Annotated in this window: 3 protein-coding genes; all 3 read right to left on the reverse strand. The window is 74.3% G+C overall.

Going from position 1 to position 22517, the window contains the following annotated elements; genetic code table 11:
* Window positions 1–25: 25 nt before the first annotated feature.
* The 3 genes from ABZ374_RS12045 to ABZ374_RS12055 all read right to left on the reverse strand — a co-directional run bounded on the left by ABZ374_RS12045 (window position 26) and on the right by ABZ374_RS12055 (window position 22309).
* Window positions 26–9598, reverse strand: coding sequence for a type I polyketide synthase (locus ABZ374_RS12045; protein ID WP_360309743.1), 9573 nt, complete (start codon window positions 9596–9598; stop codon window positions 26–28).
* Window positions 9599–9683: 85 nt separating this feature from the next.
* Window positions 9684–19265: a type I polyketide synthase gene (locus ABZ374_RS12050; protein WP_360309745.1), complete on the reverse strand. Its 9582-nt coding sequence runs from the start codon at window positions 19263–19265 to the stop codon at window positions 9684–9686.
* Window positions 19266–19384: 119 nt separating this feature from the next.
* The gene (locus ABZ374_RS12055; RefSeq protein WP_360309747.1) at window positions 19385–22309 is read right to left on the reverse strand and encodes an AAA family ATPase; all 2925 of its coding nucleotides are present in this window, start codon (window positions 22307–22309) and stop codon (window positions 19385–19387) included.
* Window positions 22310–22517 lie beyond the last annotated feature (208 nt).

The raw sequence follows: 22517 nt of genomic DNA on the forward strand, positions 1-22517 counted from the left end.
TGTGCCTTTCGCAGGGACCGACAAGTCAGGAGATGCCGAACTGCTTGCCGATGAATTCGATGAGCTCGTCGTCGGTGGCCGAGTCGATCTCCTCGGCGATGCCCGCGACTTCGGCCCCTTCCGGATCGCCGGCCGGCGCCGCGCCGGCGGCCCAGCGGGCGGCGATCTCGGTCAGCCGTACCGCCGTCGCCGCATGCTCGGCCGGATCGCCGGCGGCGGCGTGCGCGAGCAGCGCCTCCAGCCGGTCGATCTCGGCCCGCACCGCGTCGGCGTCGGGGAGCAGGTCCGGGACGAGTTCGCCGTGCAGGTATTCGGCGAGCACGTTCGGGGTCGGGTAGTCGAAGACCAGCGTCGCGGGCAGCCGCAGGCCGGTCTCGGCGGTCAGCCGATTGCGCAGCTCGACCGCCGTCAACGAGTCGAACCCCTGGTCGCGGAACGGCTTCCCGGCCGCCACCGCGTCGGCGGAGGTGTGCCCGTGCACGATCGCCGCCTGGGTGCGCACCAGTGCGACCAGGTGCGGCCGGCGCTCCTCCCGAGCCAGGTCGGCGAGCGTCGCGGTGAGCCTGTCCGCCGCCGACTCGGCCGATCCGACGAGCTCGGTCGGGCCTACGGATCCGGCCGATCCGGCGGGTGTGCGCAGGAGTTCCGCCACCAGCGGGTGTGGACGGTCCCGGAACAACACGTCCCAGTCGATGTCGCACACCGTCAGGTGGCTCTCGTCCGCGTCCAGGATCCGTCCGAGCGCCTCGACCGCGAGCGCCGGATCGAGCATGGTCAGCCCCTGTCGACCGAGGCGCTCCTCGATCTCCGGCGCGGCGATCCCACCCCCGGCCCAGTGCCCCCAGGACACCGAGGTCGCGGGCAGCCCGTCGGCCCGACGACGGGCGGCGAGGGCGTCCAGATACGCGTTCCCCGGCGCGTAGTTGCCCTGCCCGGGGACTCCGCACAGGCCGGCCACCGAGGAGAACAGCACGAATGCCGAAAGGTCCGCGTCCCGGGTGAGTTCGTCGAGATGGCGGGCGCCGTCCACCTTGACCCGCAACACCCGCTGCTGCTGGTCGGGGGTCAGGTCGCCGATCACCGCGTCGTCCAGGATCGCCGCCGCGTGCAATACCGCGGTCAGCGGGAACTCCATCGGAACGTCGGCCAGTACGCCGGCCAGTGCGTCCCGATCCCCCACGTCGCACGAGGCGAAGGACACCCGGGCGCCCAGTGCGCCGATCTCCTCGGCCAGCCGCGCCGCGCCGGGCGCAGCCGCGCCGGTCCGGCTGGCCAGGAGCACGTGTTCGGCCCCGCGCGCCGCGACCCAGCGGGCCACATGCCCACCCAGTGCCCCGGTACCACCGGTCACCAGGACGGTGCCGGACGGCCGCCAATTCCCGGCCGGTCGGGCGGCACCGAGCGGCGCACGCACCAACCGACGTCCCCACACGCCGGTCGGCCGCACCGCGACGTCCTTTTCGTCCACCGCTCCGGCCAGCACCGCCGACAGGCGGGCCCACACCGGGGATTCGGCGTCCGAGCCCGGGTACTCGCCCGGCAGGTCGATCAAACCGCCCCAGGACCGCGGACTCTCGGCCGCGACGACCCCGCCGAAGCCCCACACCAACGCCTGCTCGGGCACCCGCACCCGATCCGCCGGGCCCGCCGACACCGCACCGCTGGTGACCGCCCAGAGCGGCGCCGACACCCCGGCATCGTCGAGCGCCTGGACCAGCGCCACCGTCGCCGCCGCGCCCCAGGGCACCGCGTCGAACCCGGGCACGGTGCCCTCGGCCAGGGCCAACAGCGACACGACACCCGCGAGCGACTCGTGCTGTCCTGTCAGCAGGACCCGCAACGCGGCCCGCTCGGCCAGGTCACGCGCCACCGACACCCGCTCGACCCGAGCACCGGCGGCGCTCAGCAGCGGCGTCAGGAAGTCCGCCCACCCGATCGCGGCCGGCTCCTCCGGCACCACGAGCAACCACGTCCCGCGGAGGCCGCCGACTCCGGGACCGCCGACCGGGCGCCAGACGATGCGATGCCGCCACGCGTCGACGGCGGCGCCGGACCGGGTGCGGTCCCACCACGAGGACAGCGCGGGCAACACCGCGCCCAGCGTCTCCGCCGAGGCGTCCGCGCCCAGCGCTTCGGCCAGTCCGGCCCGGTCGCCACTCTCCACGAGCGCCCAGAACGCCGCGTCGATCGCCGCCCCCGAGCCCGCGCCACCACCCGTCGTCGCCGCCCCGGCCGGGGTGACGGCGTCGAGCCAGTAGCGCTTGCGCTCGAAGGGATACGTGGGCAGTTCGACCGGGCGCGGTCGGGCACCGGCGAAGGCGGCGGTCCAATCGACCGGCACGCCCCGCACGAAGGCTTCGGCAAGGGAGGTGTACAGGCGCCGCACGCCGCCCTGGTCACGACGCAACGTGCCGACCACGACCGGGTTCTCCGTACCCGCCTCGTCCAACGTCGCCTCGATCGCCGTGGTCAACACCGGATGCGGGCTCACCTCCACGAACACCCCGTGCCCCGAAGCCGCCAGACCCCGGGTCGCCTCCTCGAAGCGAACCGTCTCGCGCAGATTCGTCGCCCAGTAGGCGGCATCCATCACAGCGGTGTCGATCCAGTCGCCGGTCACCGTCGACCACACCGGAACCGTCCCGGACACCGGCGCGATCCCGGCCAGATCGGCCACGATCTCCCGACGAATTGCGTCGACTTGCGCCGAATGCGACGCGTAGTCCACGGGGATCAGACGGGCCCGGCCTCCCTCGGCAGTCACCGACGCGACCAACTCTTCGAGGGCCTCGGGCTCACCCGACACGACCACCTGACCCGGGCCGTTCACCGCCGCGACCGAGATCCGCCCGTCCCACCCGGCAATCCGCTCACGGACCTCCGACTCCGGCAACGCCACCGAACCCATCCCGCCACGACCCGACAACGCCACGATCGCCCGACTGCGCAGTGCGACCACACGGGCGCCATCCGTTATGGACAGCCCGCCGGCCACCACCGCCGCCGCGATCTCACCCTGCGAATGACCCACCAACGCATCCGGCACGACCCCGTACGACCGCCACACTTCGGCCAGCGACACCAACACCGCCCACAACACCGGCTGGACCACATCCACCCGATCCAACGACGGCACACCCTCCACACCGGTCAACACATCCACCGGCGACCAATCCACAAACGACTGCAACGCCTTCGCGCACTCCCCGAAACGCGCGGCGAAGACCGGGGACTGCGCATGGAGTTCCGCCGCCATCCCCACCCACTGCGAACCCTGACCGGGAAAGACGAACACCGTCTTCCCGACCGGCCCCGCCGACCCGGTCACCACGCCCGCCGCGCCCTCGCCGCCCGCGACCGCAGCCAGGCTCGGCGCGCGCGACGTCGTATCGGCGATCAGCACGGCCCGTTCGGGGAACAGCGCGCGGGAGGCGACCAGCGAGAAGCCGACGTCCACGGGGTCCTGGTGCAGTACGCCTCGGATGCGGCCGGCCTGTGCCCGCAACGCGTCCGGGGTCCGCCCCGACAACACCCAGGGCAGCACCTCGACCGCAGGTCGGGTCGTACCCTCTTCGATCTCCTGCTCCGCGTCCTCGGGCAGTTCGAGGATGACGTGGGCATTGGTCCCGCTCACCCCGAACGCCGACACCGCCGCCCGACGCGGTCGCCCGGTCTCCGGCCACGGCCGAGCCTGTGTCAACAACCGCACCGCGCCCGCCGACCAGTCCACATGCGGACTCGGCTCGTCCACGTGCAACGTCTTCGGCAACACGCCGTGACGGAGCGCCTCGACCATCTTGATCACCCCGGCCACCCCCGCCGCGGCCTGCGCATGACCGATGTTCGACTTCAACGAGCCCAACCACAAAGGCTCTTCGGCCGACCGACCCTGACCGTAGGTCGCCAACAGGGCCTGCGCCTCGATCGGATCACCCAGCGTCGTCCCCGTCCCATGCGCCTCCACCACGTCCACATCACCGACGGCCAGCCCCGAATTCGCCAGAGCCTGCCGAATCACCCGCTGCTGCGACGGACCATTCGGCGCCGTCAACCCATTCGACGCACCGTCCTGATTCACCGCACTGCCCCGCACCACCGCCAACACCCGATGCCCATAACGCCGCGCATCCGAGAGGCGCTCCAGCAGCAGCATGCCGACGCCCTCGGCCCAACCCGTCCCGTCGGCGGCACCGGCGAATGCCTTGCAGCGGCCGTCCACGGACAACCCGCGCTGCCGGGAGAACTCGACGAACATCCCCGGTGTGGCCATCACCGCGACGCCGCCGGCCAACGCGAGATCGCTCTCCCCCGAGCGCAACGACTGGGCGGCCAGGTGCAGCGCCACCAGCGAGGACGAGCACGCGGTGTCCACCGTCACCGCCGGGCCCTCGAAGCCGAACGAATAGGAGATCCGGCCGGACGCGACGCTGCCCGCGCTCCCGGTGCCGAGATAGCCCTCCAACTCCCGTGGCGGCTCGGCCGGTCCGCGCCCGTAGTCGTGCCCGGCCATCCCGGCGAACACGCCGGTCCGGCTGCCGACCAGGGTGTCGGGGTTGATCCCGGCCCGCTCGAACGCCTCCCACGCGGTCTCCAGGAGCAGCCGCTGCTGCGGATCCATGGCGAGCGCCTCGCGCGGCGAGATGCCGAAGAACGCGCTGTCGAACTCGGTCGCGTCCGGCAGGAAGGCGCCACGACGGGTGTACGAGGTGCCCACCCGATCCGGGTCGGGGTCGTACAACCCGTCGACGTCCCAGCCCCGGTCGGTGGGGAATTCGCCCACGGCGTCCGTACCGGCGTCCACCAGCCGCCACAGATCGGCGGGCGAGGTCACCCCGCCCGGCAGCCGGCAGGCCATCCCGACGATCACGATCGGGTCGTCGGCGCGCACGTCGCCCTGCGCCGTGGCGTCGTCGGTCGTGGTGACGCGACCGACGAGTTCGCCGTGCAGGTATTCGGCGAGCACGTTCGGGGTCGGATAGTCGAAGACCAGCGTCGCGGGCAGCCGCAGGCCGGTCTCGGCGGTCAGCCGATTGCGCAGCTCGACCGCCGTCAACGAGTCGAACCCCTGGTCGCGGAACGGCTTCCCGGGATCCACCGCGGCGGCACCACGATGTCCCTGGACGACCGCCGCCTGGGTGCGCACCACCTCGACCAGGAACCGCAGTCGATCGGCGCCGGTGCGCCCGGTCAGCCGATCCGTGAGGGTGTCGCCGCCCGGCGCCGCGGGGGTCGACGCGGGGGCGGCGGGGTGCGAGCCGCCCGCCTGGAGCAACTCGGCGACCAGCGGCGCGGGTCGGCCGCGAAAGAGCACGTCCCAGTCGATGTCGCACACCGTCAGGTGGGATTCGTCGGCGTCCAGCACCTGTTCCAGGACCCGGATGGCCGGTTCGGGGTCGAGCATCCGCAAACCCTGGCGGGCCAGCCGCTGTTCGACCTCGGGTGCGGCGATCCCGCCGCCGGCCCAGTGGCCCCACGAGATCGCCGTCGCGGGCAGCCCGGCGGCCCGGCGGCGGGCGGCCAGTGCGTCGAGGTGGGCGTTGCCGGGCGCGTAGTTGCCCTGACCGGGCACGCCGCAGATGCCGGCGAGCGAGGAGAACAGCACGAACGCGGACAGGTCCAGGTCGCGGGTGAGTTCGTCCAGGTGGCGGGCGCCGTCCACCTTGACCCGCAATACGCGGTCGAGCTGATCGACGGTCAGATCGGCGATCAGGGCGTCGTCGAGCACGGCCGCCGCGTGTACGACGGCGGTCAGCGGGAACTCCGCCGGGATGCCCGCGAGTACCTCCGCCAGGGCATCCCGGTCACCGACGTCGCAGGCCACGAACGAGACCCGGGCGCCGAACCCGGCCAGGTCCGCGGCAAGTTCGCGCGCCCCGGGGGCATCGGCCCCCGATCGGCTCACCAGCAGCACATGCGCCGCGCCGCGGGCGGCGAACCGGCGGGCCACATGACCGCCCAGCGCGCCGGTGCCACCGGTGATCAGTACGGTGCCCGACGGCTGCCAGGACCCGGCCGGGACACCGGCGGCGTGCGGCGCCCGGACCAACCGGCGGGCCCACACCGCCGAGCCGCGCACCGCGATCTCGTTCTCGCCGGCCGCGCCGGACAACACCGAGGCCAACCGGGCCGACCCGGTCTCGGCCGGGACCCGCTCCGGCACATCGATCAAGCCGGCCCAGAAATCGGGTAGTTCGGCTGCGGCGATGCCGCCGAAGCCCCACACCTGGGCCTGTTCGGGCACCCGCACCGGATCGCCGTCGCCGACCGAGACCGCACCGCTCGTGACCGCCCAGACCGGCGCCGACACGCCGGCGTCGCCCAGGCCCTGGACCAGCGCCACCGTCGCCGCCGCGCCCCACGGCACCGCCGCGAAGCCGGCGACGGAGCCCTCGGCGAGCGCGAGCAGCGACACGATCCCGGCCACCGGCCCGTCGGCCGCCGCCACGGCCGCCGTCGACAGCGCGGCCAGCGCCGCCCGGTCCGCCCGATCCCGCTCGATCACCACGGGCCGCACCCGGCCCCCGGACGCGGCCAGCGCGGTGCCGAACCACTCGGCCCACGGCTCGGCCGGCGATCCCTCCGGGACCAGCAGCAGCCAGGTTCCGGCAAGCCTGCCCTCGGGCACACCGGCCACCGGGCGCCAGACGAGGCGATGCCGCCACGCGTCGGTGCCCGCGTCGGTGCGGCGGCGGTCCCACCACGACGACAAGGCGGGCAGTACCGCATCCAGCGGCTCGCTCAGATCGCCGTCGACGTCGCCGAGCGCGGCGGACAGGCCGGCCCGGTCACCCCCGGCGACGAGGTCCCAGAACCCGGAGTCGACGGCCGCCGCCGCAGGCGGTGGCGCGTACTCGCCCGTGTCCAGCCAGAACCGCTCGCGCTGGAACGCGTACGTCGGCAGGTCCACCCGCTCGACCGCGCCCGCCTCGAACGCGGCCTCCCAGGCAACCGGCACACCATGTACGAACGCCTCGGCCAGCGAGGTGTGCAGCCGAAGCAGGTCGCCCTGATCCCGGCGCAGCGTGCCGACGACCACGGCGTCGGCCGCACCGACCTCCTCCAGGGTGTCCTGGATCGCGGCGGTGAGCACGGGATGCGGGCTCACCTCGACGAAGACGCCGTGGTCCGCCGCCACGAGACCGCGCACCGCCGCCGCGAACCGCACCGTCTCACGCAGGTTGGTCGCCCAGTAGACGCCGTCCAGCCGCGCCGTATCGATCCAGTCGCCGGTCACCGTCGACCACACCGGAACCGTCCCGGACACCGGCGCGATCCCGGCCAGATCGGCCACGATCCGCTCCCGGATCTCCTCCACCTGGGCCGAATGCGACGCGTAGTCGACGGGGATCAGACGGGCCCGACCACCCTCGGCCGTCACCGACGCGACCAACTCTTCCAGGGCCTCGGGCTCACCCGACACGACCACCTGACCCGGGCCGTTCACCGCCGCGACCGAGATCCGCCCGTCCCACCCGGCAATCCGCGCCACCACGTCCGACTCCGGCAACGCCACCGAAGCCATCCCGCCACGACCCGACAACGCCACGATCGCCCGACTGCGCAACGCCACCACCCGTGCGCCGTCCTCCAGCGTCAACCCGCCCGCCACCACCGCCGCCGCGATCTCACCCTGCGAATGACCCACCAACGCATCCGGCACCACCCCGTACGACCGCCACACTTCGGCCAGCGACACCAACACCGCCCACAACACCGGCTGGACCACATCCACCCGATCCAACGACGGCACACCCTCCACACCCGTCAACACATCCACCGGCGACCAATCCACAAACGACTCCAACGCCTTCGCGCACTCCCCGAAACGAGCCCCGAACACCGGGGACTGCGCATGGAGTTCCGCCGCCATCCCGACCCACTGCGAACCCTGACCGGGAAAAACGAACACCGTCCGGCCGGTCACGTCCCCCGAGCCGGTGACCACGCCCGGTATCGATTCGCCGCGCGCCAACGCGCCGAGCCCGGTGCCCAGTGCGGCGGAGTTCGCGCCGAGCACGACCGCGCGTTCGGCGAAGACCGAGCGGGAGGTGGCGAGCGAGAAGCCGATCTCCCGGACGCCCGCATCCGCGTCGAGCCGGTCCGCCAGGCGGGCTGCCTGGGCCCGCAGCGCCGCAGCCGACTTGCCGGAGAGCACCCACGGAGTCGACGGCGCGGCCACCTGCGTGGGGATCGGCGTGGACTCGCGGTCCTCGTCGGGCAGTTCCAGGATCACGTGTGCGTTGGTGCCGCTGACGCCGAAGGCGGATACCGCCGCCCGGCGGGGTGCGGCCGTGTCCGGCCACGGTTGGGCCTGCGTCAACAACCGCACCGCGCCCGCCGACCAGTCCACATGGGTGGTGGGCTCGTCCACGTGCAGCGTCCTGGGCAATATGCCGTGCCGGAGTGCCTGGATCATCTTGATCACGCCCGCCACCCCGGCGGCGGCCTGCGCGTGGCCGATGTTGGACTTCAACGAACCCAGCCACAGCGGGCGTTCCGGGGCCCGGTCGCGGCCGTAGGTGGCGATCAGCGCCTGTGCCTCGATCGGGTCGCCGAGTCGGGTGCCGGTGCCGTGCGCCTCGACCACGTCCACGTCGGCCGGGGTGAGCCCCGCGTTCGTCAGGGCCCGGCGGATCACCCGCTGTTGCGACGGGCCGTTGGGGGCGGTCAGTTGGCTGCTGGTGCCGTCCTGGTTGACCGCGCTGCCGCGGATCACCGCGAGCACCCGGCGGCCGGCCCGGCGCGCGTCGGAGAGCCGTTCGAGGACGAGCAGTCCCACGCCCTCGGCCCAGCCGGTGCCGTCGGCGGCGCCCGCGAACGCCTTGCAGCGGCCGTCCGCCGACAGGCCGCGCTGGCGGGCGAATTCGACGAACATCCCGGGTGAGGCCATCACCGTCGCACCGCCCGCGAGGGCGAGATCGCACTCGCCCGAGCGCAACGACTGGGCGGCCAGGTGCAGCGCCACCAGCGACGACGAGCACGCGGTGTCCACGGTCACCGCCGGGCCCTCGAAGCCGAAGGTGTAGGAGATCCGACCGGACGCCACGCTGGTGGTGCTGCCGGTCAGCACGTAGCCGTCCACCCGGTCGGGTGTGCTCTTGTACAGGCGTGGGGTGTACTCCTGGGCGATCACGCCGGCGAACACCCCGGTGGCGGAGCCGCGGACGGCCGCCGGATCGATCCCGGCGTCCTCCAGGGCCTCCCACGCGGTCTCCAGGAGCAGCCGCTGCTGGGGGTCCGCCCCGAGCGCCTCACGGGGCGAGAGGCCGAAGAAGCCCGCGTCGAACTCCGCCGCGTCGTAGAGGAAACCGCCCTGCCGCGTGTACGTCTTGCCGACCGCGTCCGGGTCCGCGTCGTACAGGCCGTCCAGGTCCCAGCCGCGGTCGGCGGGGAAGCCGCCGATCGCGTCGCGGCCCTCGGCCACCAGTTGCCACAGGTCCGCCGCCGAGTGCACGCCGCCGGGCAGTCGGCAGCCGATCCCGACCACGGCGATCGGTTCGTTTCGGGCTTCCTCGTTCTCCCGCAGGCGGCGCCGGGCCTGGTGCAGGTCGGCGGTCACCCGGGTGAGGTAGTCACGCAGCTTCTCTTCGTTCGCCATGGGGGTATCTGCCTTTTCCGTGCAGCGGATTCGCCGTGGTCGTGGTGCAAGTCGTGGGTGCCCGGCCGGGCATGGCCGGTCCGGTTCAGGAGATGCCGAGTTCGTTGTCGATGAAGTCGAAGAGCTCGTCGTCGTCGCCCGCGCCGAGTCGGGCGACCAGCGCCGTGGTCGGGTCCGCGGGCGCGGTGGCGCCGAGCCGGTCCAGCAGTTCGTACAGCCGGCTCACCGCGCCGGCGCGGAAGTCCTCGTCCGGTACCCCGCCGTCGGCGAGCAGACCGGTCAACGAGAGCCGCCACCGGTCGAGTTCGGCGAGCAGCGAACCGGTTCCCGGGGCCGGCGGCGCGGCGAACAGGCGCTCGCGCAGGTGTTCGGCCAGTGCGATCGGGGTGGGGTGGTCGAAGATCAGCGTGGAGGGCAGCGCCAGGCCGGTGCCGGTGTTGATCCGGTTGCGCAGCTCGATCGCGCCCAGTGAATCGAACTCGCTCTCCAGGAAGCCGCGTTCGGGTTTGATCGCGGCCGGTCCGTCGTGTCCGAGGATGGCCGCGGCGGTGAGTCGTACGAACAGCAACAACTCGCGTTGTTGTTCGTCCGTCGGGCGGCCCGCGAGCCGCTCCCGGATTCCGGTCGCGGGCCTGCGGGCGGCGCCCGCGCGAGTCGAGGTGCCGCGTTGCGCGGGCACCCGACCGGGGGTGGCCGCGCGGGCCAGGTCGGCCAGGAGTTCGGTCGCCGCGTCCGGGCGCAGCGCGCCGGTGTCGATCCGGGCCGCCACGGGCGCCGGGAGCGGGGTGTGCATGGCACGGTCGAACAGGTCGAGGCCGGTTTCGGTGCTCATCGGGGCCAGGCCGCTGCCCGCCATCCGGCGGCGGTCCACGTCGGTCAGGTGCGCGGCCAGGCCGCCCGCCTGGGCCCAGTGGCCCCAGGCGATCGAGGTCGCGGGCAGGCCGTGGCTGCGTCGGTGGTGGGCGAGCGCGTCCAGGAAGGTGTTGGCGGCGGCGTAGGCCGACTGGCCGGGGTTGCCCAGGACGCCGACGGCGGACGAGTACAGCACGAACGCGGACAGGTCCAGGTCGGCGGTGAGCGTGTGCAGGTTCCACGCGGCGTCCACCTTGGGCCGCAGCACGGCGTGCAGCCGCTCGGGGTCGGTGGTGGTGAGCGCGCCGTCGGCGACCACGCCGGCGGTGTGCACGACCGCCGTGAGCGGGTGGGCGGACGGGATGGTGGCCAGTAGCTCGGCCAGGGCGATCGGGTCGGCCACGTCGCAGGCGGCGATCTCCACCTCGGCGCCGGCCGCGGTCAGTTCGGCGCGCAGTTCGGCGGCGCCGGGTGCGGCCGGGCCGGTGCGGCCGACCAGCAGCAGCCTGCGGGCGCCGTGCCCGGTGACCAGCCGGCGGGCGGCCAGGGCACCGAGCGCGCCGGTACCGCCGGTGATCAGCACGGTGCCGGTGGGGTCGATGCCTGCCGGGGTGGGCGGGATGGTCAGCACCAGCTTGCCGGTGTGCCGGGCCTGGCTCAGTCGACGCAACGCCCGCACACCGTGCCGGACATCCCAGGCGGTGACCGGCAGCGGGGTGAGCGTGCCGGCCGCGAACAGCGGTGCCAGCGCGGCCAACATCCGGCCGATCCGGGCCGGTTCGAGGGCCAACAGGTCGAACGCGTGGTAGTCGATGCCGGGGTGGGTGGCGGCGACCGCGTCCGGCTCGCGCAGGTCGGTCTTGCCCATCTCGACGAAGCGCCCGCCGGGTGCGAGCAGCCGCAGTGAGGCGTCGGTGAACTCGCGGGCCAGCGAGTTGAGCACCACGTCGACGCCGCGTCCGCCGGTCGTGCCGCGGAAACCGGTCTCGAAGTCGAGGGTGCGCGAGGAGGCGATCCGGTCGTCGGCCAGGCCCTGGGCACGCAGCGTGGGCCACTTGGCCGGGCTCGCGGTGCCGTGCACGTCGGCGCCCCGATGGCGGGCCAGTTGTACGGCGGCCGTGCCGACTCCGCCGGTGGCGGCGTGGACCAGCACCGATTCGCCGGCGCGCAGGCCGGCGAGTTCGATCAGGCCGTGATACGCGGTCAGGTAGGCCACCGGGACGGTTGCCGCCCGGGCGTACGTCCAGCCGGCCGGGATCGGGGTCAGCAGTCGGTGGTCGACCACCGCGTGTGCGCCCAGGTTGCCGGGGAGCAGCCCCATCACCCGGTCGCCGACCGCGAGTTCGGTGACGTCCGGGGCGATCTCCAGGATCCGGCCGGCGCCCTCCGCGCCGATCCGGGCGGCCCCGGGGTATCCGCCGAGCGCGATCAGTACGTCGCGGAAGTTCAAGCCGGCGGCGCGCACCGCGATCCGCACCTGGCCGGGCGCCAGGGGGGCGGCGGCCTCGGGGGCGGGCAGCAGCGCGAGGTGGTCGATGCTGCCGGGTTCGGTGACGTCCAGGCGCCAGGGGGTGGGCGGGGCGGGTGGTTCGAGGGCGTCCTCGGGGCGCACCGGGGCCAGCCGGGGTGCCAGGATCGCACCGGCGCGCAGCGCGAGTTGCGGCTCGCCGCCGGCCAGCGCGGCGGGCACCGCGGCGGCCGAGTCGGGGTGTCGGTCCAGGTCGAGCAGGCGAAGTCGGCCGGGGTGTTCGCCCGCCGCCGCCCGCACCAGACCCCACAGGCCGGCGGCGGTCAGGTCGCGGACGTCCTCGCCGGCGTGCGTGGCGACCGCCTCGTGGGTGACCAGGACGAGTTCGGTGTCGATCAGGCGTGGTTCGGCCAGCCATTCGCGCAGCAGCGTGACGGCCCGTTCGGTGACCGCGTGGGTGGCGACGGCGGTGCCCAGGGCCGGGATCGGCCGTTCGAAGGGCACCAGCGCGTACGCGGGCGGCGGCGCTCCGGCGGCGAGCGCGGTGCGCAGCGCGGCCAGGTCGGGCAGCACCCGGACCGCCCGGCCGAACTCCGCGGTGTGGGCGGCCGATCCCGCCGGGTTCGGGTCGCCGTCGCCGAGCACGACCCAGTCGCCCGGCTCACCGACGGCCTCGGCGCCGGGCACCGGATTCGGCAGCGGCACCCAGTGCACCTGATACCAGGCGTCCTCCGCAACGGCCGGACGAGCGCCGAGTCGTTCGGCGGGGATCGCCCGAAGGGTCAGCCGGTCGATCGACAACACGGGCGTGCCCTCGGCGTCGGTCGCGGTCAGCGCGACCGCGTCCGGACCGATCGGCGCGATCCGTACCCGCAGTTCGCGGGCACCGGCGGTGTGCGCCCCGACCCCGGCCCAGACGAACGGCAACCGGGTGGGCCCGCCCGCCGGGCCGCCGGGCAGCAGCCCGACCACGCCGTGCAGTGCGGCGTCCAGCAGAGCCGGGTGGATCAGGTGGCCGGCCTCCTCGGTCGGCTCCGGCAGCGCGACCTCGACCAGCAGGTCGTCGCCGTCTCGCCAGGCGGCGAGCAGGCCGCGGAAGGTCGGGCCGTAGTGGTAGCCCAGCTCGGCGAGCCGCTCGTACAGGTCCGCCACCTCGATCGCCGCGGCGCCCGGCGGCGGCCAGGCGCCGTCGGCGCGGCCGGGTTCGGCGCTCTCGACCGGGCTCAGCCGGCCGGCGGCGTGCCGGGTCCAGTCGTCGGCGTCGGCGGCCCGCGAGTGCACGGTCACCGGCCGGGTACCGTCCGCCTCGGCGGCGCCCACCGCGAGTTCGATCCGCACGGTGCCGGTCTCGGGCAGCACCAGCGGTGCGGCCAGAACGAGTTCGTCGATGCCGCCGGCCCCGGCCTGCGCGGCGGCGTACAGCGCGAGGTCGACGAACGCGGTGCCGGGCAGCAGGACCGAGTCGTGCACGGCGTGGTCGGCCAGCCACGGCGTGCGGTGCGACAACACTCCGGTCCAGACCAGGCCGGAGCCGTCCGCACGGGCGAAACCCGCGCCGAGCAGCGGGTGTTCGCTCGGATCGAAGCCGGCGGTGCTCGGGTCGGCGCCGGGCCGGGGCGCGTCCAGCCAGTGTCGGCGGCGTTGGAAGGCGTACGTGGGCAGGTCGACGCGGCGCACCGCGCGGCCGGACCAGACCGGGCTCCAGTCCAGCGGTGTCCCGGTGACGTGCAGTCGGGCCAGGGCCAGGGTGAAGGTGTGTGCTTCCGGGCGGTCGGCGCGCAGCGCGGCGAGCACGACCGGCGTGAGGTCGTCCAGGCTTGCCAGGGTCAGGGCGGTGAGCACGGCGTCGGGGCCGAGTTCGAGGTAGGTGGTGGTGCCGAGTTCGGCGAGTCGGCGGATGCCGTCGCGGAAGCGGACCGCCTCGCGGATGTGCCGGACCCAGTAGTCGGGATCGGCCAGTTCGGCGGCCTCGGCCACGTCCCCGGTCAGGTTGGAGACGATCGGGATGCGCGGTGCGGCGAAGGTCAGACCCGCCGCTACGGCGCGGAACTCGTCCAGGACGGCGTCCATGTGCGGCGAGTGGAACGCGTGGCTGACCCGCAGTCGTCTGGTCTTGCGGCCGGTGGCACGCCACTTCGCGGCCAACTCGTCGACGATCTCGGCGGTGCCGGAGACGACCACGGAATCGGGGCTGTTGATCGCCGCGATTCCCGCGTCCGCCTCGTGCCCGGCGACCAGTTCGGCGACCTCGCGTTCGGTGCCCTGGAGCGCGACCATCGCGCCGGTCGGCGGCAGCGCGCCCATCAGCCGGCCGCGGGCCACCACCAGGGTCGCGGCGTCGGCCAGGGTGAGCACGCCGGCGATGTGCGCGGCGGTCAGTTCGCCGATCGAGTGGCCGATCAGGTGATCGGCGCGGATTCCGTACGACTCGGCGAGTCGGTACAGCGCGGTCTCCACCGCGAACAGCGCGGGCTGGGTGTACTCGGTCGCGTGCAGCAGCGCGGCCTCGGGGCCGGCCGGGTCGGCGAACAGCAGGTCGCGCAGGGAGCGGCCGAGGGCCGCGTCCAGGTGCACCAGCGCCTCGTCCAGGGCCCGGGCGAACACCGGTTCCACCGCGTAGAGTTCGCGGCCCATCCCGACGCGTTGGCTGCCCTGGCCGCTGAACAGCACGGCCAGCGATCCGGCCGCTCGGGCCTCGCCTCGGCTCAGGTTCACCGCGTCGAGTCCGTCGGTCAGCGCGTCCAGGCCGCGCAGCAGGTCGTCGCGGCCGCTGCCGGTGAGCACGGCGCGGTGGGCGAGGGTGTCCCGGCCGTCGGCGAGCGCGAAGCCCACGTCGCCGAGCGCCACTTCCGGGTGGTCGGCGAGGTGGCCGCGCAACCGCGCCGCCTGGGCGCCCAGCGCCTGCTCGCTCGCGGCGGACAACAACCACGGGCCGGCCTGGTCGGTGCCGCCGGCCGGCGGGGGCGGTGGGGCCTGCTCCAGGATGACGTGTGCGTTGGTGCCGCTGATCCCGAACGAGGACACCGCCGCGCGGCGCGGCCGCTCGTGCCGGGGCCACGCGGTCCGCTCGGCGAGCAGTTCGACGCCGCCGCGCGACCAGTCCACGTGCGGGGATGGCGCGTCCAGGTGCAGGGTGCGCGGGAGTTCGCCGTGTCGCATCGCCTCGATCAGCGCGATCACCCCGGTCACCCCGGCGGCGGCCTGGGTGTGGCCGAGGTTGGATTTGACCGAGCCGAGCAGCAGCGGGCGGTCGGCGGGCCGGTCCGCGCCGTAGGTGGCGAGCAGCGCCTGGGCCTCGATCGGGTCGCCGAGCATGGTTCCGGTGCCGTGCGCCTCGACCGCGTCGACGTCGGCCGCGCTCAGCCGGGCGTCGGCCAGCGCCTGGCGGATCACCCGCTGCTGGGCGGGGCCGTTCGGCGCGGTCAGGCCGTTGGAGGCGCCGTCCTGGTTGACCGCGCTGCCGCGCACCACCGCGAGCACCGGGTGGCCCAGCCGGCGGGCGTCGGACAGGCGCTCGACCAGGACCAGCGCGACGCCCTCGGCCCACGCGGTGCCGTCGGCGGCGGCCGAGAACGGCTTGCACCGGCCGTCGGGGGCGAGGCCGTGTTGCCGGCTGAACTCGGTGAACATGCCCGGCGTGGACATCACCGTGACGCCGCCGGCCAGCGCCAGGGTGCATTCGCCCGCACGCAGCGCGCGGACCGCCAGGTGCAGGGCGACCAGGGACGAGGAGCACGCGGTGTCGACGGTCAGGGCCGGGCCCTCCAGGCCCAGGGTGTAGGCCAACCGGCCGGAGGCGACGCTGCTCAGGCTGCCGGTGAGCAGGTGGCCGCCGTAGCCCTCGGGCGCCTCGTGCAGCCGCGGTCCGTAGTCCTGCGGCATCGCGCCGACGAACACGCCGGCCCGGGTGCCGCGCAGCGTGCTCGGGGCGATGCCGGCCCGCTCGACCACCTCCCACGCGGTCTCCAGGAGCAGCCGCTGTTGCGGGTCCATCGCCGCCGCCTCGCGCGGGCTGATCCCGAAGAAGCCGGCATCGAACGTGTCGGCGTCGTGCAGGAAGCCGCCCGCGCGCACCGAGGACGTGCCGGGCCTGGCGAGTTCGGGGTCGTAGAGCGCGTCCAGGTCCCAGCCGCGGTTGTCCGGGAACGCCCCGATCGTGTCCGTTCCGTCGGTGAGCAGCTCCCACAGTGCCTCGGGGGTGTCCGCGCCGCCGGGCCACCGGCCGCCCGTCGCGACGATGACGATCGGATCGTCCTCGGCTGCGACCGGCGCCGGCGCGGCCCCGGACGATCCCGCATCCGCGGGCACGGTGCCGGCCGTGTGATCCGCGAGGTGGCGGGCCGCCGCCCGGGGGGTCGGGTGGTCGAAGGTCAGCGAAGTGGACAACGGGATGCCGCTCGCGGCGGCCAGCCTGTCCCGGAACTCCAGCGCGCCGACCGAGTCGAAGCCGAGGTCCTTGAACGTGCGGTCCGGGTCGACGGCACCGGGGCCGGCGTGGCCCAGTACGACGGCGGCGGTGGCACGGACCAGGATCAGCGGGTCCGGTCCGGTCGCGACGGCCGGCTCCGGCCCGGTGGCCGGGTCCGCCGGGTCCGCCGGGGCGGGCGTGGCGGGCGTGGCGGCGGCGCGCGTGGCGGTGGGCGCGGCCGGCTCCGCGATCCAGTGCCGGGTGCGCTGGAAGGCGTACGTGGGCAGTGTGGTGCGGCGCGCGGTGGCCGGCAGCGCGGCGGTCCAGTCCACCGGTGTGCCGTGCACGTACACCTGGGCCAGCGAGGTCAGCAGCCGACGCGGCCCGCCGTCGCCGCGGCGCAGCGTGCCCACGGTCAGCGCGGGTGCCCCGGCGGCCTCGTCCGCGTCCAGGGTCTGCCGCAGTCCCATGGTCAGCACGGGGTGCGGGCTCGCCTCGACGAAGGTGCGCCGGCCGTCGGCGAGCGCGGCGCGGACCGCGTCCGCGAAGCGCACCGTGCCGCGCAGGTTGCGGTACCAGTAGTCGGCGTCCAGTGCGGTGGTCTCCAGCAGGCCGCCGGTGACGGTGGAGTAGAACGCGATCGGGCTCGGTGCCGGTGCGATCCCGGCGAGTTCGCGAAGCAGGTCGGCGCGCAGCGGCTCGACGTGCGGCGAGTGCGACGCGTAGTCGACCGGGATGGACCGCACGTCCACGCCGGCCTCGGTGTACTCGGCGAGCAGCGCGTCCAGGGCGTCCCGATCGCCGGACACCACGGTGGAGGCGGGCCCGTTGATCGCCGCGATGCCAACCCGGTCAGCCCGGTCGCCGAGTCCGGCGCGCACCTCGTCGGCGGGGCGCGGGACGGAGGCCATGCCGCCGCCGGGCGCGAGGCCGGTCAGCAGGCGACTGCGTCGGGCCACCAGCCGGGCGGCGTCCGCCAGGGTCAGCGCACCGGCGATGTGCGCGGCGGCGATCTCCCCCTGCGAATGCCCGATCACCGCGTCCGGGCGCACCCCGAACGCCTCCCACAGTCGGGCCAGCGAGACCATCACCGCGAACAACACGGGCTGTACCACGTCCACGCGCTCCAACGAGGGCGCGCCGGGCACGCCGCGCAGGACGTCGTGCGGCGACCAGTCCACGTGCGCCGCGACGGCGTCCGCGCAGGCGTCCAGATGGGCGGCGAACACCGGGGAGGCGTGGCGTAGTTCGACGGCCATGCCGACCCATTGCGAGCCCTGTCCGGGGAAGACGAACACGGTCGAGGTGTGCGGGTGGGCGCTGCCGGTCACCGCGCCGGCGGTCGGCACCGCGCCGGCCAACGCGGCGGTGGCCTCGGTGAGTTCGGCGAGATCGGCGCCGAGTACGACGGCCCGGTGCGCGAACGCGGTGCGGCCCTCGGCCAGGGTCAGCGCGACGTCCTGGGGCGCGGGGTGCTCGGGGTGCGCGGGGTGCGCGGTGGTCGCCGCGTGCAGTCGCTCGGCTTGGCCGCGCAGCGCCCGGGGGTCGCGGGCGGACAGCGGCCAGGGGAGCACGGCGGCGGCCTCGGTGAAGGCGCGCGCTCCGGGCAGGTCGCGGGGGCGGACGGCGGGCGGCTCGCCCAGCACGACATGGCAGTTCGTCCCGCCCATCCCGAACGAGCTGACGCCGGCGAACAGTGGGCGATCCGGGTGCGGCCAGGGTCCGGGGGTGGTCTGTACCCGCAGGCCGGCCGCGTCCAGGTCGATCGCCGGGTTGGGCGTGGTGTGGTTCAGGGTCGCGGGCAGGGTGCGGTGCCGGATGCCCAGCACGGTCTTGAGCAACCCGACGATCCCGGACGCGCCCTCCAGGTGACCGACGTTGGTCTTGGCCGAGCCGACCGCGACCCGATCGGCGCCCGTTCGGCCCGCACCGTAGGCCGCACCCAGCGCGGCAGCCTCGATCGGGTCGCCGACCCGGGTGCCGGTGCCGTGCAGTTCGACGTATTGGATGCGCTCGGGAGCGACACCGGCCGCGTGGGCCGCCCGGCGCAGCACGTCGGTCTGCGCGCCGGTGTCCGGCACGGTGAGCCCGTCGGTGTCGCCGTCGCTGGTGATCGCGCTGCCGTGGATGACCGCGTGGATCGCGTCGCCGTCGGCCAGCGCCGCCGCCAGCGGCTTGAGCAGCAGCACCGCGCCGCCCTCGCCGCGCACGAAGCCGTTGGCCCGGGCGTCGAAGGTGAACGAGCGGTGGTCGGGCGAGAGGCCGCCGAAGCGCTCCGCGCCCACGGTGCTCTCCGGCGCGAGGTTGAGGTGCACGCCGCCGGCGAACGCGAGGGTCGACTCGCCGTTGCGCAGGCTCTCGCAGGCCAGGTGCACCGCGACCAGCGAGGAGGACTGCGCGGTGTCGACGGTCAGGCTCGGGCCGCCCAGGTCCAGCGCCCAGGAAAGCCGGTTGGCGATCAGGCCGCGGGCGACGCCGGTGAAGGTGTGCCTGGTGATCGCGTCCGTGCCGTGCCGGTGCACGACGGTGGACCAGTCGTTGGCGATGGCACCGACGAAGACGCCGGCCCGGGTGCCGGCCAGGACTTCGGGTGGGAGGCCGGCGTCTTCGGCGGCCTCCCACCCGAGTTCGAGGAACAACCGCTGGTGCGGGTCCATCGCGTCGGCCTCGCGCGGCGAGATCCCGAAGAAGGCCGGGTCGAAGGCGTCCACCCGGTCCAGGTAGCCGCCGGGCCGCAGTTCGGCGCCGCGCCGGCGCTCGGCGGTGGGTTCGCCCACCGCGCTGACGCCCTCGCGCAGCAGCTCCCAGAACGCGGCCGGATCGGCGGCGCCGGGCAACCGGCACGCCGTTCCGATGACGGCGATCGCGGTGCCGTGCCGGTCGTTCCTGCTGGTGGTGGTGTTCTCGCGGCTCATCATCGCGGAGTGGTCGCCCCTCATCCGAACGGTCCGTTGCCGAACGGCGACGACTGCGCCGAACGGCCTCCAGATTCGTCCGCCGCACCCCACCGGAATAACCCCTGTCGATCCCCTACCGACCCCATAGGGGAGGACCCGCTTCAGCCGGCGATCTCCTCCTCCAACCACGGCGGCAGGTCGAGTCGGCGCGCCACACCGAGTTTGCGATAGACCCTGGTCAGGTGTTGTTCGACGGTGCTGACCGTGATGAACAACCGACGGGAGATCTCCCGGTTCGTCTGGCCCTGGGCGGCCAGCGCGGCGACCCGGCGCTCGGCGTCGCTCAGCCCCGCGCCGGGTTGTTCCTCGTCGACGGCGGCGGACGCGGCGACCATCGCGGCCGGCTCCGGGGCCCGCACCCGGCCGGGCTCGGCGACCCGGCCGGCCTCGCCGATCCGGGCCGGTTCGTGCAGCGCCGCCGGCTCCCGCGCCTCGGGTATCGCCCCGTCCCGGTCGGGCACCGCGGCCAGCCGGTCACTGCGCGACAACGTACGCGGCGGCGCCGCCTGGCACACCTCGGCCAGGTGCTGAGCCCGCCGCGCGGCCCGCCGGGCCCGACCGAACTCGCCCAACTCGCGGTATGCGTGCCCGAGTTCGGCGAACACCAGAGACAGCTCGAAACGATCACCGCAGGCTTGCAGTTCGCGGATCGCCTCCCACAACAGCGCGGGTCTGCGCCGCAGTTCGACCACCGACGCCTGCACGCTCAGCGCCAGCCCGCGAGTCCGGGACGGCTCGTCGGGCAAGCGCTCGAACTGCTCGGCGAGCAACTCCCGGGCCGCGTCACGGTCGCCCAGCCGCACCTGGGCGCGGGCCGCCTCGACCCGCCACGGCACGATCCCGGGCAGGTCGATGCGCCACGCCGTCATCAGCTCGCCGCAGGACATGAAGTCGCGCAGGGCCGCGTCCGGGCGGTCGGTGGCCAGGTTGTACCGGCCGCACGCGTGCAGGTAGTGCAGCCCGGCCGGGGTGTGGAACATCGCCCCGGGAACCGGGAGTTCCAGGAATCGGGCGGCCTGCTCGTGGTCCCCTCGGGCCACCGCCGAGGAGATCCGCGCGGCCAACGGCACGCCCACCGCGACCCCCCAGCCCTCCGGCGCGATCCGGGTCAGCGCGGTCTTGGCACCGTCCTCGGCGCCGAGCAGGTCCCCCTGGCGGAGCGCGATCTCGCCGAGTACCGCGCTCAACATGGCGTGTGCGATCGGGCTGCGCCGGGCGGCGGCCTGATCGATCAGCGCGACGCACCATTCCTGCGCCGCCGCGGCCCGGTCGGCGTAGACCAGCGCGGTCAGCGTGGAGGTGAGCGATTCCATCGTGGTGTCGTCCAGGCGCGAGCCGCGCAGGATGCGCTCGGCCCGGTCGTACACCCGATCGCCGTCGAGTCGGCCGGCCAGTACGGCCGTCAGCAGGTCCAGCCCCTCGATCCGGCCGATGGTCGCGGGCAGTACGGACACCTCCGGTTCCGGCTCGGGCGAGTCCGCGTCCACGGCCGGGTACCAGTACTTGAGCCAGACCCGGGCGGCCCGCGCCTCGGCGGCGGTGACCCGCGCGTCCGCCTCGCCGGGCCCGCAGGTGCGCCAACCGGCGTCGATCACGGCCTTGGCCTCGTCGAGCCGGCCGTACCAGGCCAGGTAGCGCACGCACACCAGCGCGTCGCGACCGCTGAGCCGGCCGTCCCGGACGGCGCCGGCCAACCACGGCACGTGTCGGGCCGCGGCGGCCGGGTTGACCAGCCATTCCAGTCCGATCAGGAACGCCTTGATGGATACCCGGGTGCATTCGTCCGGCGCGATCCGCTCGGCCAACTTGAGGTAGTCCACGGCGAGCCGCAGATCGCCCTCGGCGACCACCGCCTCGGCCGCCTCGCGCAGCGTGCGTACCGCCCACGGCGCGCGGAAGTCCCCGGCGCCCGCGAGGTGTTTGGCGACCGACTCGGACGGGGCGCCGTCGATGTGCAGCAGGGTCGCCGCCCGGGCGTGCCCACGCTCGCGATCCGGGCGGGTCATCGTGTCCAGCACCGCCGCCCGGGCCCGGTCGTCGCGGAATCGGCCGCAGGCCACCAGTCCGGCGTCGTTGAGGGTGCGCGCCGCGCGGGTGGCCGTGGCGGGTTCGAGTTCGAGCAATTCGGCCAGCCCCCGGGTGGTCTCCGATTCACCGAGCACGGCCAGGCCGCGGGCGACCTGCACGGTGGCCGGGTCGAGTCGGTACAGGCAGCCGACCACCGCCCGGCAGTACGCGTCCGCGACGGTGGGCCGCAGTGGGCGCCGGGCCGGGTCCAGGCGCGCGGCGGGGCCCATGTCCTCCAGCAGCGCCCGGATCAACAGCGGGTTGCCGCCGCTGAGTTCGTGCACGTCGGCGGTCAGCCGGGCGGCGGCGGCCGGGCCGAGTTCGTGACCGAGCAGTTCGCCGACCGAGCCCTTGCCGAGCAGGGCCAGGCGGATGCGCTGGTGATGCGGCTGGCGTTCGACGTCCGCGGCGAACGCGGCGAAGGCGGCCGAGGGCGGGGCGGCGTGCTCTCGCTCGCCGAGCAGCACCAGGACCGAGGCGCTGCGGATCCGGCGGATCAGGTGGGCCAGGAATTGCAGGGACACCGGGTCGGCGTGCTGGATGTCGTCGACCACCACCACGACCGGGCGCGCGGCGGCCAACGTCAGGATCAGCGCGCACAGTTCGTGCACCGCGCGCACCGTGGTGGCGTCCAACGCGTCGGTGCCGCCGAAGGCGGCGGTGTGCGCGCCGTCGTCCAGGAGCCGGTCGATCCGCTGCGCGTCCTCGTCCGGCAACGGCGCGGACTGGACGAGTTGGCGGACCACGCCGAGCGGGAAGTCCTGTTCCATCGGGGTGCCGACGGCACGCAGGAAGAGCGCGCCGTCGGCCGCGGGCCGATCGCCGAAGCTGTGCAGGAGTGCGGTCTTGCCGACCGCGACCGGCCCGCACACGGTGGTCACGCCACCGACGCCCGTCGCGCAGCGGGCCCGCGCGGTATCCAGTCGGCTGAGTTCCTCGGTTCGCCCCACGAAAAACACGTGCCACTCCCCCGGCGGAAATCCAAGTGTTTCCGCGTGTTGAATTCGCTATTAACTCTGATTAATATTTCCCCACGCACGTACCATGCCCGGCCCGAATCGCGGCGGGATATCCACGCCTCGATACGACCGGAACACGCGATTTCGGGGTCCGAGGTGCCGGGTGGGCGCCGGGCGGGCCGGCGGGTCCGAGCGGACCTCGGCAGCG

The organism is Embleya sp. NPDC005971 (assembly GCF_040629175.1).
GTDB lineage: Bacteria > Actinomycetota > Actinomycetes > Streptomycetales > Streptomycetaceae > Embleya.